General features: G+C 69.1%; 14 protein-coding genes. 5 read left to right on the top strand and 9 right to left on the bottom strand.

Annotated elements, in window-relative coordinates; translation table 11 throughout:
- The first annotated feature begins 1 nt into the window (after position 1).
- A complete protein-coding gene (locus tag AB0L53_RS39200) occupies positions 2-565 on the top strand; it encodes a TetR family transcriptional regulator (RefSeq protein WP_364005426.1) in 564 nt (187 codons plus the stop codon).
- A gap of 170 nt (positions 566-735) precedes the next feature.
- Here the strand turns inward: AB0L53_RS39200 and AB0L53_RS39195 are convergent, their stop codons facing one another.
- The 5 genes from AB0L53_RS39195 to AB0L53_RS39175 all read right to left on the bottom strand — a co-directional run bounded on the left by AB0L53_RS39195 (position 736) and on the right by AB0L53_RS39175 (position 5,501).
- On the bottom strand, positions 736-1,269 hold the full coding sequence (locus AB0L53_RS39195) for a GNAT family protein (protein ID WP_364005423.1): 534 nt from the start codon (positions 1,267-1,269) through the stop codon (positions 736-738).
- A gap of 56 nt (positions 1,270-1,325) precedes the next feature.
- Entirely contained in the window at positions 1,326-1,949 is a 624-nt protein-coding gene (locus AB0L53_RS39190) for a response regulator transcription factor (protein WP_364005420.1), read from the bottom strand.
- A 254-nt stretch (positions 1,950-2,203) separates the two neighbouring features.
- Positions 2,204-3,358, bottom strand: coding sequence for a histidine kinase (locus tag AB0L53_RS39185; protein WP_364005417.1), 1,155 nt, complete (start codon positions 3,356-3,358; stop codon positions 2,204-2,206).
- Between the two features lie 47 nt (positions 3,359-3,405).
- Entirely contained in the window at positions 3,406-4,032 is a 627-nt protein-coding gene (locus tag AB0L53_RS39180; RefSeq protein WP_364005414.1) for a histidine phosphatase family protein, read from the bottom strand.
- Positions 4,033-4,175: 143 nt separating this feature from the next.
- Entirely contained in the window at positions 4,176-5,501 is a 1,326-nt protein-coding gene (locus AB0L53_RS39175) for a PEP/pyruvate-binding domain-containing protein (RefSeq protein ID WP_364005411.1), read from the bottom strand.
- A gap of 59 nt (positions 5,502-5,560) precedes the next feature.
- On the opposite strand from AB0L53_RS39175, the gene AB0L53_RS39170 reads away from it, so the two are divergent.
- Both AB0L53_RS39170 and AB0L53_RS39165 read left to right on the top strand, forming a co-directional pair.
- Positions 5,561-5,956 (top strand): DNA-binding protein, encoded by a 396-nt coding sequence (locus AB0L53_RS39170; RefSeq protein WP_364005409.1) that lies wholly within the window; start codon positions 5,561-5,563, stop codon positions 5,954-5,956.
- On the top strand, positions 5,953-6,588 hold the full coding sequence (locus tag AB0L53_RS39165) for a transcriptional regulator (RefSeq protein ID WP_364005406.1): 636 nt from the start codon (positions 5,953-5,955) through the stop codon (positions 6,586-6,588). Before AB0L53_RS39170 ends, AB0L53_RS39165 begins: the two co-directional genes overlap by 4 nt.
- A 258-nt stretch (positions 6,589-6,846) precedes the next feature.
- Here the strand turns inward: AB0L53_RS39165 and lexA are convergent, their stop codons facing one another.
- Entirely contained in the window at positions 6,847-7,506 is a 660-nt protein-coding gene (gene lexA, locus AB0L53_RS39160; protein ID WP_364005403.1) for a transcriptional repressor LexA, read from the bottom strand.
- Positions 7,507-7,727: 221 nt separating this feature from the next.
- Here lexA and AB0L53_RS39155 point away from each other — a divergent pair, with 221 nt between their 5' ends.
- Complete coding sequence (locus AB0L53_RS39155; RefSeq protein WP_364005400.1) at positions 7,728-8,891, top strand: hypothetical protein; 1,164 nt, start codon at positions 7,728-7,730, stop codon at positions 8,889-8,891.
- Here the strand turns inward: AB0L53_RS39155 and AB0L53_RS39150 are convergent.
- Entirely contained in the window at positions 8,875-9,765 is an 891-nt protein-coding gene (locus tag AB0L53_RS39150; RefSeq protein WP_364005397.1) for an adenosine kinase, read from the bottom strand. The genes AB0L53_RS39155 and AB0L53_RS39150 overlap by 17 nt on opposite strands.
- Before the next feature lie 63 nt (positions 9,766-9,828).
- Positions 9,829-10,854, bottom strand: coding sequence for a LacI family DNA-binding transcriptional regulator (locus tag AB0L53_RS39145; RefSeq protein ID WP_358556928.1), 1,026 nt, complete (start codon positions 10,852-10,854; stop codon positions 9,829-9,831).
- A 352-nt stretch (positions 10,855-11,206) separates the two neighbouring features.
- Between AB0L53_RS39145 and AB0L53_RS39140 the strand changes: the two genes are divergently transcribed.
- Entirely contained in the window at positions 11,207-12,487 is a 1,281-nt protein-coding gene (locus tag AB0L53_RS39140) for an ATP-binding cassette domain-containing protein (protein ID WP_364005394.1), read from the top strand.
- A gap of 413 nt (positions 12,488-12,900) precedes the next feature.
- Here the strand turns inward: AB0L53_RS39140 and AB0L53_RS39135 are convergent, their stop codons facing one another.
- The gene (locus AB0L53_RS39135; protein WP_364005641.1) at positions 12,901-15,177 is read right to left on the bottom strand and encodes an AAA family ATPase; all 2,277 of its coding nucleotides are present in this window, start codon (positions 15,175-15,177) and stop codon (positions 12,901-12,903) included.
- Positions 15,178-15,405 lie beyond the last annotated feature (228 nt).

The following is a 15,405-nucleotide window of genomic DNA, read 5'->3' as shown; positions in this document are numbered from 1 at the left end:
CATGGAGGGTCTGCGGGATCGCACCAGGCGCGCTGTGCGCGCCGAGCTCGCCAGCCGGGCGCTGGAGCTGTTCGCCGAACATGGCTTCGACGACACGACAGTCGACGACATCGCCAAGGCAGCCGGGATGTCCAAACGCAGCTTCTTCCGCTACTTCCCCACCAAGGAGGACGTGGTCTTCGGAGAGCTCGAGGCGATGGGCGAGCAGGTTGCCCAGGAACTCGCCACCCAGCCTCCGCAAGAGGGGCCGTGGGAGTGCCTGCACGCGGTGTTGCGCGACTGGGAGTCACGGATCAACGCGCAAGTAGACGGGATGCGGCTCATCGAGTCCACTCCCGCTCTGCGCACCAGGCTCCTGCAGAAACGCGACGAGGCCCGCTCCCGGATCATTCAGGCGTTGACGGATCGTGGGGTGTCCGCTCTGGAGGCCGACCTGGCGGCGGCGGCGGCCGGAGCGGCGCTTGACGTGGTGGCGCGCGAATGGCTGCGCACCGACGGCTCCACCGACCGCCTGGCCCTGGTGGACCGGGCCTTCGCCATGCTCCGCCCAGCGTTCCTGACCTGAGCCGCGGGCGCCTTTTCGGACCGGTCTTCGAGTCCTCGCGATCGCGGATGTACCGAGGTGAAAAGCCGTTGATGAGACACCCGCGAGCATCCGAAAGTCTCTGATCGACCGGTGCCGTCGTGTCCCTGACGCTGGGTGCGGCCCGACCGGCCGATCGTCTCCCGGGGTCTTCAGAGGCTCGTCTCCGGAATGGCCACGGCGCCGGTCATCTCGATGGTGATGGCCCAGCGCTCGTGGTCTCTCCAGGCGCCGTTGATGAACTGGAAATTGGCCGAGTATCCCTCCCGCTGAAAGCCGAGGCGCTTGACCAGGTTCAACGAGGGCGTGTTGGCCGGTTGAATATTCGCCTCCAAGCGGTGCAACCCCAACTCGCCGAAGGCGAACTGGATGATCAGGCCCAGCCCCTCGGTCATGTATCCACAGCCGGTCGTGGACGCGTAGGCGGCATAGCCCAGGGTTCCGCTCTGGTTCGTGCCCCGGACGATGTTGTTGACGTTGACCCGGCCGACGATCGCACCGGTGTCCCGCAGACAGATGACGAGGCCTTCATGAAGGGGCTGCTCGAACCGCGTGAGGTAGCTCTCGAACGCCTCGCGGGTGGTGATGGGGCGGCCGGGCATCCAGGGGCCATGCAGCTCAGCGCTCTCCCGCACCAGCGCCGTATATTCCTCGTAGTCCTGGAGGGAGAGGTGACGAATGGCCACGCGTGGCCCCTGGGCAAGGTAGGTCGCAGAAGACACCCGTGAGATCTTACGCAGCCTCAGGCGATCCCCGAGTTCCAAGCCCAGGCCGCGATCCCGACCCGATTGGCCGCTCCCACCTTGCGCTGGATGTTGGCCACATGCGTCTTCGCCGTGCCGGCGCTGATGAACAACTCGGCGGCGATCTCACCATTCGTCCGCCCATGCGCGACCAGGCGCGCGACCTCAACCTCGCGTTCCGTGAGCGGCTCCCCCAGCGGCTCCGGCCGGGAGGCGCGGAGGTGGCGCAACAGCCGCACGGTGACCTGCGGGCTGATGAGCGTGTCCCCGGCCATGGCGGCACGGATGGCCTCGACGAGCAGCGTCGGTCCCGACCGTTTAAGCAGAAACCCGCAGGCACCGTTGCGTAGCGCGGTGTGCACGTAGTCATCAAGGTCGAACGTGGTCACCACGATCACCCGCGTCTCCCACGCGAGCACCCTGGTGACCTCGAGCCCGTCGAGCTTGGGCATGCGGATGTCGGCCAGTACGACGTCGGGCTTGAGATGCCGGGCGAGCACCACCGCCGCCTGCCCGTCAGCCGCCTCCCCCACGACCGTCATATCGGGCTGCGAGTCGAGAATCAGCCGGAATCCGATCCGTACGTCATCCTGATCGTCCGCGACGAGAACCCGAGTCGTCACGCCACCGCCTCCACCAGCCGCTTGCCATCAGACCGGTCACCCATCGCACGCATCGCTCCCCACCTTCCAGCCGGACGCACGTCACGCCAGCTTCCCACCCGCGTCACCCGTCATCTCGCTCTTCCACCCATGTCACGCCTCACGGGTAGCGCGCCTTCCGGATGCACGCCCTCACAGCGCCCCGGACGCCCTCATGAGCTCGGACCGGCCCGGACCCAGCCCAGACCGGCTCGTACGAGGTCAGACGGGCCAGGTCAGACGGGGATGGTCGCCGTGACACGCCAGCCCGCGCCGTGCGGACCCGCTGAAAGGGAGCCGCCGACTGTGCCGAGCACCTCGGCGAGTCCCGCCAGGCCGAAGCCGCCCTTGCGGCCGAGCCCGGCGAAGCGGCCGCCGCCCGAACGATTCCCATCCGAACGACCGCCGCCCGAACGGTCAGCGCCCGAACGACCGCCGCCGGAACGGTCAGTGCCTGAATGATCAGCGCGATCGCCCTGCGCTGAACGGCCGACCCCACGATCGCCAGCTTCCGCCTGACCGCCACTGCCGCTGCCGCTGCCGCCATCATCCTGCACCCGGACGTGGACCATGTCCCCGTCTCTCGTCACCGCGATGTCGACAGTGGTCGCCCGCGGCGCGTGCCTGCGTACGTTCGTCAGCGCCTCCGTCACCACCCGGTAGACGGTTGCCGACGCCTCGCGGGAGATCTGCTCCGCCTCGACGGCGAGATTCACCCGGACGGTCGGCGAGAAAGCATCGGCCAGGTCCTGCAGCCCGTCGATGCCGGGTGCGGGGCCTCGGGCGGGCTCGTTGAGCATGTGGACCGTGCGGTCGAGCGACGTCAGGGCCCGCTGGCCGCCCTCCTCGATGCGCCTCAGGGCGTCCTCGATCCGCGGCGGCAGCTCTGGGGCGAGCCGGGCGGCCTGGGCCTGTACGAGCATGCCGCTGACATCATGCGCCACGAAATCGTGCAGGTCGCGCGCCAGAGCGAGCCGCTGATCCCGTACGGCCTGCGCCACCGCCCGACGCCGGTTGCCGTCGAGTGAACGCAGGTAGAGCCCGGCCGCGGCGACCCCGACCGCCCCCAACGACCACCCCGCGCAACCGGCCAGTATCAGCGAGGGCGGGCCGGGCCAGACCATTCTCAGCAAGATGGTCGAAACCGCGAGACCGGGTACGAGGGCTGCGAGAGGCGCGCGGCGGGCCGCGAGCATCGTCAGAGCGAGGAGTGCCGGCACCTCGATCAACAGCCAGAACGTGGCGTCGCCGCGGGTGCCGGTCAGCGGATGGTAGGCGGTGATCGCCAGGGAGAGCGCTCCCCCGCCCACGGCCGAGTACGCGGGAGGGACGCGCGGCCGGAACGCCACCACCAGCGCGCACAGCTGCAGCACCGCACCGATGAGGTTCACGATGTCGACCCTAGAACGCCTCGGCCGTACGGACAGCAGGAGCTACCTCACGGCCTGATGCTTTCGGGGAACCCGGTCCAGCGCAGGCCGGTCGGGAGGTGACTCATGTCGTTGAACATCACGATCGTGGGCGGCAGGCCGTCGCGGTATTCGATGACCGTCAGTGCGGTGTTGGCGCTGTTCAGTCCGAGCCATCGGGCTGGCGGCGCGTCCAGCGCGTGCCGCACCAGCCACGCGATCGGATAGGCGTGCGTCACCAGGACCTCGTGTGTGTCACGCTGGGTCCCTTTGGCGGTCGTCTCAGTGGTCGTCTCGGGGACCTTCGCGAAGCGGGCGACCAGAGCCTCGGCGAGCCTCTGGCCCGAGGCTGCCTCGGCGTCGTCGTAGCCGTCGAAGAAGCCGACCCACGACGGAGGCGTTTCGGCCCTACTGGGAACGTAGGGCACGTGGTCGATGAGTTCGGCGGCCTCGGCCACGGGCACGTTCGGTAGACGCCGGGCGAGTTCGTGCGCGCTCGCTACGGCGCGTGGCAGCGGAGAGTGCCACACGGCGTCGACCGGCACGCCGGCGAGCCGTTCGCCCAGCAGGCCCGCCTGCTGGTGCCCGATGTCGGTGAGCTCCCCGAACGCGTTGGCCGCGCCGTGGCGTGCCAGGTAGAGGTGTCGCGTTGCCATGAGTGGTCAGGAACGCGGTGCCCGTGCGGGCCCGCTTCCCATCTCCTTCGATTTGGATCCGTAGGTGTGGGTTCGGTGGCGGGATGCCTGGGTGGGCTCGGCTCTTGGCCTGACATAGACCGGTCAGGGACGGAAGTGATCAGTCACGCGTGTGCCGCCGTGACGGTGCCGTTGGTGCCGTCGAGGGTGATGACGGTGTCGTCGTGGAGCGTGCTCGTCGCGTTCGGGATGCCGAGGACGGCGGGGATGGCGTGCTCACGAGCGACGATCGCGGCGTGGGAGAGTACGCCTCCGATCTCGGTGATGACACCGGCTGCGACGCGCAGCAGCGGCGTCCAAGCGGGGTCGGTGAAGGGGCAGACGAGGATGTCGCCCGGGCGCACGCGCGCGAAGTCGCCGGGGCCGCGGACGATTCTCGCGGTGCCGGTTACGGTCCCGTGGCTGCCTGGAGTACCAATGAGCGTGCCGGTTACGGTCCCGTGGGTCCCGTGGGTGCCGGGGGCTCCGGGGGGCGTGGCGGCTGGGGTTCCCGTGAGTGCGGTGGCTGAGGTCTCCGTGAGTGCGGTGGCTGGGGTGTGCGAGGCGCTGGAAGGCGAGGTCGGCGGTGGGGGTGCGGCGGTGACCGGCCGTGCTTGCACAATCCAGACGCGGCCGTCGACGATCGCCCACTCGATGTCCTGCGGTTCACAGCGTACGGCAGCAATGTCTTTGCCCAGCTCGGCCAGCTGCGTGGCGGTCGCGTCGTCGATCGTGGGCTGGTCCCGGGTACCAGTAGGCACGTCGCCAATGACGAGCCGCGTGCCGTGCCGGTCAAGGCGGGTCCGTTTGTCCGCGACGGTACGGGTGACCGACCCGTCCTCGGCGACACGGTAGGCGTCCGGGGTGACCGTGCCTCCGACGACGCTGGGGCCGAGCCCCCAGGACGCCTCGATCCGGGTCGCGTCGTCCGGGCCCGCGGGTGTGAACATGACCCCGGACACCTCGGCATCTACATGGCGTTGGACGAGGACGGCCATCACAAGATCGTCGGACGGCTGGTCGTCGCGCCGGTAGCCGATGGCACGTGCGGAGAACAACGAGGCCCAGCAGGCACGTACGGCATCGGCGACCTCACCGACTCCGCGCACGGCGAGAAAGCTCTCGTACTGACCGGCCGCCGATGCCTGGCCGGTGTCCTCGTCCGCCGCCGACGATCTGACCGCCACGGGCGGATCGCCGAGCTCGTCGAGTGCGCGGCGCAGCGCATCGACCACGGTGGCGTGGACCGGGCGGGACTCAAGCACCTGCCGCGCCACGTCCGGCTCGCCGGCGAGCCGGACGACGTCCAGGTCGCGGACGGCGGCGAGATACGCGGCGTACGAGACGACGAAGCCGTCAGGAACCGGCAGGCCCGCGCGGAGCAACGCGCCGAGCGCGCCGGCCTTACCTCCGCAGGTATCGGCGGCAGCCTCCATGAGGGGTACGATCATCCACCCTTACCCTTCAACAAATGATTGACAATGTTTTGTTGATTGTGCAGGGTAAGCGCATGCCACGCAAGCAGGACATCGCTCACAACATGCAGACCGATCACGTACAGGCCCACCGCGAGCAGGACGCGCGTGAGCGTCTTCTGGATCTGGGCGCGGATGAGCTCGACGCCCGTCCATGGCGACCCTCGCCCGCCCCGCTGTCGGCGGTCGACCTCGTGCACTTCGCCGTCTGGCGCAACGCCGACTTGGACCCGGAGGACATCCTGAGCGCGCTCGCCCTCCTGCCCGCCGCACGCGCCGAGGTCGAAGGACTCGAAGCCGGCCTGCTGTTCACGGCCCGGAGCGCAGGGCTGACCTGGGCACAGATGGCGCAGGCGATGGGGTTCAACTCCCCGCAGGCATGCCAGCAGCATTACACCCGCCTGGCAGGACGATCGGAGGCCGGCTCATGACACGGGACTCCGCGACCGATCTCCTGGTCCTGCACTCCGTACGCATCACCGGGTTCGCGGACACCCCGGTGATCGCTTATCGGTACGGGCTCGACGCGGCCGAGACGAAAGAGGTGCTGCACGACGCCGAGGCACGTGGGTGGGTCGAGCACACCGCCTTCGCCGGTAGCGGGGGTTGGTCGTTGACCGAAACGGGCCGAGCCGAGAACGAGCGCCTGCTCGCGGCCGAGCTCGCCCGCGTCGGCGGTGCCGACGAGGTCCGTGACGCCTACCGCGAGTTCCTCCCGCTGAACGCCCTCCTGCTGCGAGCCTGCACCGACTGGCAGCTCCGGCCCACCGCCGGCGATCGGCTCGCCGTCAACGACCACTCCGATCCCGTCTGGGACACGCGGATCCTCGACGAGCTCGCCGGCATCGACCGTGCGCTCCTGCCACTCGCGGACCGGCTCCGGGGCGTGCTCACCCGGTTCCGCGGATACGACGCACGATTCGGCGCGGCCCTGGCGCGCGCCCGAGCCGGGCAGGGCGCCTGGGTCGACCGCACCGATGTCGACTCCTGCCATCGTGTCTGGTTCGAGCTCCACGAAGACCTCATCGCCACGCTCGGCATCGACCGCCACGCGGAACCCTGACCCCGCGCTCCGCCGCCCCGCATCCGCGATGACCCTCGCGGCGGCTCTGGTCGTGGTCTGGTACGGCCGGCACCTGCTGCTGGTCTTCGACCGCTTCCGTCAGCAGTGGGAACTACCAGGCGGCCGGATCGAGCGCCCGCTCGGGTCGCTCTCGAAAAATTCGTGGCTGCGCCTTTCGCCGGGTTCAGGTCACGACCGTCAGGCCTGTCCTCGTGATCGCGGAGGTGGCGAGCGCCGGTGAAGGTCGCCGCACGCTGCTCAGAGGCTGCGAAGGACCGAGACCACGATGCCCAGCACCACGGCGCCGTCGCCGTCGATGATGTCGTAGACGGGATTGCGCGGTTCGAGATAGACGTGCCCGTCGCGGCGGCGGTACACCTTGACGGTGGCCTCGCCGTCGATCATCGCGGCGACGATCTGGCCCGAATGCGCCTCGGGCTGCTGCCGTACGACGACGATGTCGCCGTCGCAGATCGCGGCGTCGATCATCGAATCGCCCCGCACCCGCAGGCCGAACACGTTGCCACGCCCGGTGAGGTCACGAGGCAGGGTCAGTGTGTCGTCCATGTACTCGTCGGCCGGGATGGGAGTGCCCGCGGCGATGTCCCCGACCACAGGCACGGTCACCAGGTCACCGGCCGGTTCCGGCGCCGAGGCCCCCAGGAACAGGCGTACGTCGATCGGCCGGGTCATCGTCGTGCCCCGGTGGAGGAACCCTTTCTCCTCCAAGCTCCTCAAGTGCTTGGACACCGACGAGGACGACCGCAGCCCGACGGCGTGGCCGATCTCGCGGGTGCTCGGAGGGTACCCGTATCTGACCACCCAGTCCCGGATCGTGGCCAGGATCCGTTGCTGGCGCTGCGGCAGCGCCGAAGCGCCCAGGTGCTCGAACGTGTCAGGGCCGTCGTAGGTGGTCACGTGCGAAATGTTAAGGGTTTCTCCGCCCCGCAGGCGTGGACGGCCATCCGCGCGACGATCGGATCGATGGTGGACGAAGTCGCCGTCCGCTCGCCGGAGATGCCGCTGCTTAGATGTGGCTCCCGTTCCTGACCGGTCGCCGGTGCCTCGCGGTAGTGTGAACGCCGCTCCTTTTGGCCCGTGCCCACGGAGATCACCCAAGACGGACGCGCACAGGAGGCATGGTGGGCCTGCGACTGGCAGCCGTCACCCTGGTGATGGTGGCACTGACCGGATGTTCGGTCGTCTCGGCTACCGGCCGCGAGCCCGGCCCGACTGATCGCGTCACCTCCCGGCCCAGCCCGAGTGACAGTACCCCGGTCGCGACGCGCCCCAAGGGCCGCTGGCGGGTGGTCTACCGGCAGAAGGGGCTGGACTACGGTGCCGACTTCCTGGACATCGCGGCCACGGGCGAGGCCGACGCGTGGGCGGTCGGTGAGCGGACGTTCGGCACCGACGGCCACGAGGCCTTGCTGGTCCACTGGGATGGCGAGCGCTGGCGACGGCTGGCCAAAGAGCTGCCGAAGCAGGCCCGGTACGTCACGCTCACCAAGGTAGACGCGTCGGATCCCGGCAATGTGTGGGTCATCGCCGAGGACAAGGAGGGCGGTGAGTCCGGACTGCTGCGCTTCGACGGGCAGCGCTGGTCGTTCATCCCCGATCCGGTGATCACGTCCGAGGGGGATACCGCGAGTCCGTCAGAGGTGGTCGCTGTGGGTGGGGGGCAGGTGTGGGCGCTCGGTGACGGGTGGGCCCGGCACTTCGACGGGCAGCGCTGGACGAGCCAGGCGATCCCCATCGCGACGTACGCGGCCGTCGCCGTGTCGCCGCAGGACATCTGGGCGGTCGGCGAGGTGGACCCGCTGCCGGACGACGGCTACGTGCAGTCGGAGCCCGCCGTCGCGCGCTTCGACGGCCGCGCCTGGCGGCGCGTACCGCTGCCCGCGCCGACACCGCCCGCGCCCTCGCCGTCCGGCTCGGTCGACTCGCGGGTCTCGGCGGTGCTGGCCGTGGCCGCCGACGATGTGTGGGCCGTGGGCGGCTACGAGACGTCGGACGGCGCGTTCCGCCCTCTGTCCTACCGGTGGAACGGCACGGCCTGGCGGGCGGTCGCCATCGACGGCGGGCAGTTGACCGGGGTCGCCCGCGACAGTGATGGCGTGGTGTGGGTCGCCTCCCGGAAGTCCATCTCCGAGGACGCGAAAGACGCCTACCGGCTGCTGGCCGAAGCGGGCGGAAGGTGGTCGCGGGTCACACCTCCCGCCCCCGTGACCGCGATGACCGCGCTCCCCGGCAGGAAGCCGCTGTGGGCGATCGGCCAGGACGCGGTCACGGAGTATCGCTAGGGCTCGGCTCCTTCGCGCGGCTCAGCAGCGTGGGCTCGGTGATCGGGGACTCGTGGGTGCCGAGGACGGTGCAGGCGTGGGCTCCGGCGGTGGCGCCGAGCCGTACGCGCTGCTCCAGGGGTAGTCCGCGCAGAGCGCCGTACAGGAAGCCAGAGACGAACGCGTCGCCCGCGCCGTTGCTGTCGGCGACCGGACCGGGCAGGGGCGCGGCCGGGAAGGCGCGCAGCGGCGCGTCGCGGGTGAGGACCAGGCAGCCGTCGGCGCCGCGCGTGCAGACGACCGTGTGGGCACGGCCGCGTTCGATGATGGCGGCCATGGTGGCGGGCGGGTCGGCGAGCGCGGCGGCCGAGAGGAAGACGAGGTCGGAGCGGTAGGCGAAGTCTTCGTGGTAGTCGTCGACGCCGTTCCAGTCGTGCAGGTCCGTGGAGACGGGCATGTCCAGGTCCGGGTACACATGGCGGCAGAAGTCGGTGATCGACACGTGCGCGTGCCGCGCGCGGACGCCCTTATAGAGGTGGGTCGGGAGCCGCTCGCCGGGCGTGGCCCTGGGGTCGAACAGCGAGGTGCGGCGGCCGTCCGGATCGACCAGCAGGACGCTGCGCCGGGTGCCCGCCCCCGCTGGCGCCCAGGTGAAGTCGAGGCCGCGCAGCGCGTGGCGGATCAGCGCGCCCTGCGGGTCGTCGCCGATCAGATCGGCGAACGTGACGTCGAGCCCGAGCGCCGCGCAGCCGAGCGCGACACCGGCGCCGGTGTTGCCGATCCGGTCGATCACCGGCGGGACGGAGTAGGTGTCCTCGTACGGGAGGGGCAGCGCGGGCACGTACACGGTGGTGTCGACCCCGGCGCCGCCGAGGACCAGAACATCGCGCATCATCGGCTCACCGGTCGGAGAGAGGGTCATCGGCACTGGGGCGGGCAGGACGGGCGTACCCCGGGGTCATCGGTTCACCAGCGGGCCGGAGCCCGTGGAGCCGCGGACCACCAGCTCGGGCTGGAAGACGAGCTCGACGTGCTTGGCGGGCGCCCCGTTGACCTCTTCAAGCAGGGTCTGCACCGCGGCCGTCGCCATCGCGCCGATCGGCTTGCGTACGGTGGTCAGCGGCGGATCCGTGAACGCGATCAGCGGCGAGTCGTCGAAGCCGACCACCGACACCTCGCCCGGCACGGCCAGCCCCTTCTCGCGGCAGGCGCGGATCGCCCCCAGCGCCATCAGGTCGCTGGCGCACACGATGCCGGTGCAGCCGCGCGACAGGAGCTGCATGGCCGCCGCCTGCCCGCCCTCGACGGAGAACAGCGAGTGCGCGATCAGCTCGTCGACGGCGCTCGTGCCGAGGAGCTGGGCCATGGCCTGCCGGTAGCCCTCGATCTTCCTGATCACGGGTACGAACCTGCGCGGACCCAGCGCCAGCCCGATCCGCTCGTGTCCGAGGTCCACGAGATGCTGTACGGCCAGCCGCGCGGCGAGCCGGTCGTCGGGCGAGATGAACGGCGCGTCGATGTGCTCGCTGTAGCCGTCGACCAGCACGATCGGCAGCCCGCGGTCGGTGAGCCTGGTGTAACGGTCCATCCGCGCGGTGGTATCGGCGTGCAGCCCCGACACGAACACGATGCCGCTCACCCCACGGTCGACCAGCAGTTCGGTGAACTCGTCCTCGGGCGCGCCACCCGGCAGTTGCGTGCAGAGCACGGGCGTGTAGCCATGCTGGGTCAGCGCCTTCTCGATGGACTGGGCGAACGCCGGGAAGATCGGATTGTCCAGCTCGGGGGTGACCAGGCCGACGAGCCCGTTGCTGCGCTGCCGCAGCCGGGGCGGCCGTTCGTAGCCCATGAGGTCGAGCGCGGTCATCACGGCCTGGCGGGTGGCGGCGGAGACGCCGGGCTTGCCGTTGAGCACCCGGCTGACCGTGGCTTCGCTCACCCCGGCCTGGGCGGCGATGTCGGCGAGGCGCGCGTGACCGGTCATGCGCGCCACTGTACTTTCCGCCGGGCCGCCGGATGTGACGCGCGCGGGGCGTAGGAGGCGGCGAAGCCGCGCCTGTACACGGAGTACGTCACAGCCTCGCGCCACCCCTGATCATGCTCCGCAGCCCCTAAGACGGTCCCGACAATGAAAGCTCTTGCCGCAATTTCCCGCAAGCCCTTCCAAGTCACGATTTTTCCGGATGATTCCGCCATCGGACGCCCAAAACCCCTAGCCGAAACCCGATTGGGCAGAGATCTTTTATGACAAGGGTGGACATGTAGCGTTAAGGCGCGATGTACTACCCCTTCAATCAGCCCCGTCACAGGTGACACGTGCGCAAGGTGTTGGGCCCATGAGCTCGGTCGTTCTCGACAAAGTGACCAAGGTGTACCCGGGTAGCTACCTGGCGGTAGACCGACTGAGCCTGAAGGCCGAAAATGGCGAGTTCCTCGTTCTGCTCGGCCCCTCCGGCTGTGGCAAGTCCACGCTGCTGCGGATGATCGCGGGCCTTGAGGAGATCACCGAGGGGGACCTCTGGCTGGACGGCCAGCTGGCCAACCACCTGGCGCCACGTGATCGCGACGTCGCCATGGTGTTCCAGAACGGCGCCCTCTACCCGCACAGGACCGTACGCGGCAACATCGCCTTCCCCTTGGAGATCGCCAAGTCCGACCCGGCACAGGTACGCGAGCGCGTCACCGAGCTGTCCAAGGCGCTGCACATCGACGACACGCTGGAACGCCGCCCAGGCACCTTATCCGGCGGCCAGCGCCAGCGCGTCGCGATGGGACGGGCGATCGTCCGCCAGCCCAAGCTGTTCCTCATGGACGAGCCGCTGTCCAACCTCGACGCCGGCATGCGCACCGAGCTGCGCATGGAGATCTCCGCCCTGGTCAGATCGCTGAACGTCACCACCATCTACGTGACACACGACCAGGTCGAGGCGCTCACTCTGGCCGACCGGATCGCCATACTCAACCGCGGCGTCCTGCAGGATGTCGGCACTCCGGCGCAGATCTACAACGACCCGGCGACGGCGTTCGTGGCGGCCTTCCTCAACTCCCAGCAGCTGAACCTCCTGGCCGCGACCGTGCGCACGCCGCAGAACCAGTACGTCATGCTCGACTTCGGCCCGCACCGGCTGACGCTCCCATGGAGCGATCCCCGCGCCTACGCCATCTCCCAGCACACCGGCGGCCAGGTGCTGGTCGGCCTGCGTCCCGACGGCCTGGCGCCGGTGCCCGAGTCGTACGAGGGGCCGTCGTTCTTCGGCCGGGTGCGGGCGCTGGAGTACCACGGCCACGAGTGGCTGGCCTACATCGAGTGCGGCGTCCCGGCCGTACCGGTGCCTGAGCCGCCGGACCGGCGCGTCCAGGTCAACGGCCGCAAGAACGGCTCCGCCGGACTCGGCGGACTGGTCCGCCGGATGTTCTCAAACCGCGAGGAGCGGGAGGAACAGGAACAAGTCGGCCAGAACGTCGGCAGCGGCATCCACCGCCGCTCCGACATCATCGTCCGGCTGGGCGGGCGCCCGGTCTGGCGCGCCGGCGAGCCGGCCAAGGTGGCCATCGACCAGAGCCGCCTGATGATCTTCACCCCGGACGGCGCCCGCATCGACCCACCCCGCCGCTGACCGCACCCCATCGGCCCGAACCCGATGCCTGGGTTCTATACCGCAGGCTTCGAGACTACGAGGACAAGCGCGTCGCGAGTGCGGTGACCTCGCGGTGCAACGTCCGCAGTTCGTCCCCAGTAGGCGCGAGCTCGTACGAGTGGTAATGGCAGGCCGCGCTGAGAGCTCCCCAGGCTCCCGCCGCAGTCCGTGCGGTCTCCGCATCCGTGTAGGACGTGAGGCACAACAGTTGCGCTCGCATTGTGCACTTTTCGACGCCGGGAGCCACCCGTTTCCAGAAGGCAGCCAAGGCTTCCTCAAACGCGAGCCGGATGAGGAAGGCCGCCGCACGGGGCCACAGCCCGGGAACACCTGGCGAGGTGTCGGTGGAGCGTCCGCGAAGTAGTAGGCCCGCATGGTTCAGCAAGTCCATGTCAGCGCTCCTCCTTGAGTTTGCGAGTCAACCGCCCGACCAGCTCGATCGGGTCGTTGCCGGTCCCCCGTAGCCCGTCACGCCCGGCTCCGTGGAGGCAGGCTGCGTAGACGGTGGCCGCCCATCCGCCGTAGGTCTGGCGCAGCCAGCCGATGACATCGCCAGCTCTGCGAATGTCACCGAACAAGGCGAGCGCGGCGATCTGGTTGAGTTTCCTGGCCGAAGCCACCGCGCTTTCAATCTCGTCGTAGCCGATGCCAGCGGCGACGAGCCTGCGCCTGGCCAGGCCGAGGAAGGCCGCTTCTATGGCGACCCGGCACAGTCCGGGTACCACGGTGTCGGCCACGCCACTCGGCAGTCCGGGAGTGCGGGCCAGGTCGCGAGCGTCGCGCAGCGCCCGCTTTATCGGGTCATTCGTTTCCACCGCCGAAACGATCGAGCGTTCCTTCCGCATGACCTCCAAGATCGTGGCAGGCAGCGCGAGTCTCGTGATGGCATCGGACAACCGCGTGTCATGGGTGAACACGATCACCTGACGAGTCTGCGCGACCATGGACAGCGTCTTGGCCAGACCGTCCACCTTGCTGGGATCCATGGACTGCACCGGATCATCGATGACCACGAAGCGGCACGGGCTCTCCGGTGTGGCCGCCCTCGGCAGGAACAACGACAGGGCCAATGCGTGCAGTTCGCCCTGACTCATCACGCCCAAGCCCGCTGCGGGGGCGTCATCGACCGTCACGTCGAGCTGCAAACGGCGCATGTTGCCGGTGCCGGTGAGCTGGATCGGTCCGAGACTGACATTGCTCTCCTGCCGCAGAGCCTGCCAGTAGAGCGCGCTCTGCTGGGCGTGCGGCGTCATCCGCTCATCCCGAATCTCGTCATGGACGCGGCGCAGCCATACCACGGCCTTCTTGGCCTCGGCGTACTTGGGCTTGGCGGCGACGCCCGCACGAGCCGCGCTTACCCAGGCGGCGAGAGTGACGGACCCACGCCGCCACACCTCATCCAGCTCAGCCAGGCGCGACCGCGCCTCCTGTGCGGCGTTGGCGCCTACCACCCGCAGTTGTCCTGCCCCTTCCTCGAATCGCCGGGCGAGCTCGGTGTCGTCGCCGACCTTCTGGCAGGCTTGCAGAGCGGACCAAGCCTCCTCCACCGGCGCGGGCAGTCCTGCGGGTACCGCACCGACCAGTCCGAGCAGCGCCTCGCGTGCGGCACGTCGTTCGGTGTGAGCGCGGTCGGCCGCAGCGGCCTCGTCGCGAAGCCGTAGGACCTCCCGCTCGGCCTGCTCGGCCCAGGAGGTGTCGATCCGCCGTGGTGCGGCGCAGACCGGGCATGAGTCATCCAGCGGACGACGAGTGTGGTGGGCCAGGGCGCGGTGAAGGAGGTCGGCACGATGTCTGGCATCCTCGGCGTTGGAGCCGCTGAGCGCCATGACTGCTCTGGCTGCCGCAAGCAGCCGCTGTGCTGCCTCCTGTACGGCTGGCGCCTGTGGGAAAGTGAGTTCGGCGAGTTTGCGCAGCCTCTCCGTGTCGTCGGCAGCCTGCGCACTCCGGCCACTCACCAGTGCCTCCAACCGTTCCAGGTCAGGAGCCGGCTTTCGAAGGAGCGCGACTGCCTTGACTGCGCGGGGATCGGAGATCTGCTCCAGTTCGGCCAGGAGGCCGGGCAACAGGGCGCCGGGCCGTTTCACTGCCACCTCCAGCTCTTTGACCTCCCGCTTGAGCTGGTCGATCGCCTGGGTGACAGACCCCATGCCGAGGATCTTCGCAATGTTCTCGTACAGGCCGGTCGGCCGATCGAGGACCTTGCTCAGCTCCGAGTAGGGCAGGAAGGGACGGAACAGGGTCATCGGACCGGTCAATCCGGACGCCTTGAGCGACACCGTCGCATGACCGGGGCGACTTAGCGTCGAGATCGCTTCGTCGACCTTGGTGCCGATCCACCGGTGCCCGATGATCGAAGGCGCCCGGTCGCCGTCGAACAGCACCTCCAGCTCGATCTCGGCAGTCCCCTCCTCGTGGACGTTCTGGAAGGTCTGCCACACCTGAGACTTTCCGGCCCAGCGGGAGTTCTCGCCGGTCAACGCGACTTCGATGGCTTCTGCGAAGCTCGACTTGCCCGAGCCGTTCCGCCCCGTAATCAGAGTGAGCCCAGGGCCTTCGGAGATCTCCAGTCGCGCCGTACGGCCGATGCCGCGAAACCCCCGCACCGTCACCGCCTTCAGGTAGGCGTGCGGGAGCTGCGGCTGCGGGTCGCCTGCTTCAGGCGCGCCCATAGCCTCCATGACGAGTTTCTTGGCCGAGGGACTCAAGGCCGAGCCCGCCAGCCGAGCTTGGATCGTTTCGTGGAGCGTGGGGGGCACGAAGACTCCTCTGGGGCTGACTGTTCTCTTCTCGTCCCATTGGAGCATCTGTTAGCGTCGCAAACAATGCATCAAGTGTTCTATAGACGCGAACAGTCATAATGGACTAGGTTGTAGCTAACGGGATCTATGAGGAGATGG

This window comes from Nonomuraea sp. NPDC052129 (genome assembly GCF_040680095.1).
Taxonomy (GTDB): domain Bacteria; phylum Actinomycetota; class Actinomycetes; order Streptosporangiales; family Streptosporangiaceae; genus Nonomuraea.
The sequence above is the reverse complement of the archived record's forward strand: the minus strand, read 5'-3'. Positions and strand labels throughout refer to the sequence as shown.

Excerpts from the sequence above, each read along its gene's own strand:
- AB0L53_RS39200 (WP_364005426.1), top strand. The coding sequence starts at position 2 with ATGGAGGGTCTGCGGGATCGCACCAGGCGCGCTGTGCGCGCCGAGCTC.
- AB0L53_RS39180 (WP_364005414.1), bottom strand. The coding sequence starts at position 4,032 with ATGGCAACGCGACACCTCTACCTGGCACGCCACGGCGCGGCCAACGCG.
- AB0L53_RS39175 (WP_364005411.1), bottom strand. The coding sequence starts at position 5,501 with ATGATCGTACCCCTCATGGAGGCTGCCGCCGATACCTGCGGAGGTAAG.
- AB0L53_RS39170 (WP_364005409.1), top strand. The coding sequence starts at position 5,561 with ATGCCACGCAAGCAGGACATCGCTCACAACATGCAGACCGATCACGTA.
- AB0L53_RS39165 (WP_364005406.1), top strand. The coding sequence starts at position 5,953 with ATGACACGGGACTCCGCGACCGATCTCCTGGTCCTGCACTCCGTACGC.
- AB0L53_RS39155 (WP_364005400.1), top strand. The coding sequence starts at position 7,728 with ATGGTGGGCCTGCGACTGGCAGCCGTCACCCTGGTGATGGTGGCACTG.
- AB0L53_RS39150 (WP_364005397.1), bottom strand. The coding sequence starts at position 9,765 with ATGATGCGCGATGTTCTGGTCCTCGGCGGCGCCGGGGTCGACACCACC.
- AB0L53_RS39145 (WP_358556928.1), bottom strand. The coding sequence starts at position 10,854 with ATGACCGGTCACGCGCGCCTCGCCGACATCGCCGCCCAGGCCGGGGTG.
- AB0L53_RS39140 (WP_364005394.1), top strand. The coding sequence starts at position 11,207 with ATGAGCTCGGTCGTTCTCGACAAAGTGACCAAGGTGTACCCGGGTAGC.
- AB0L53_RS39135 (WP_364005641.1), bottom strand. The coding sequence starts at position 15,177 with ATGGGCGCGCCTGAAGCAGGCGACCCGCAGCCGCAGCTCCCGCACGCC.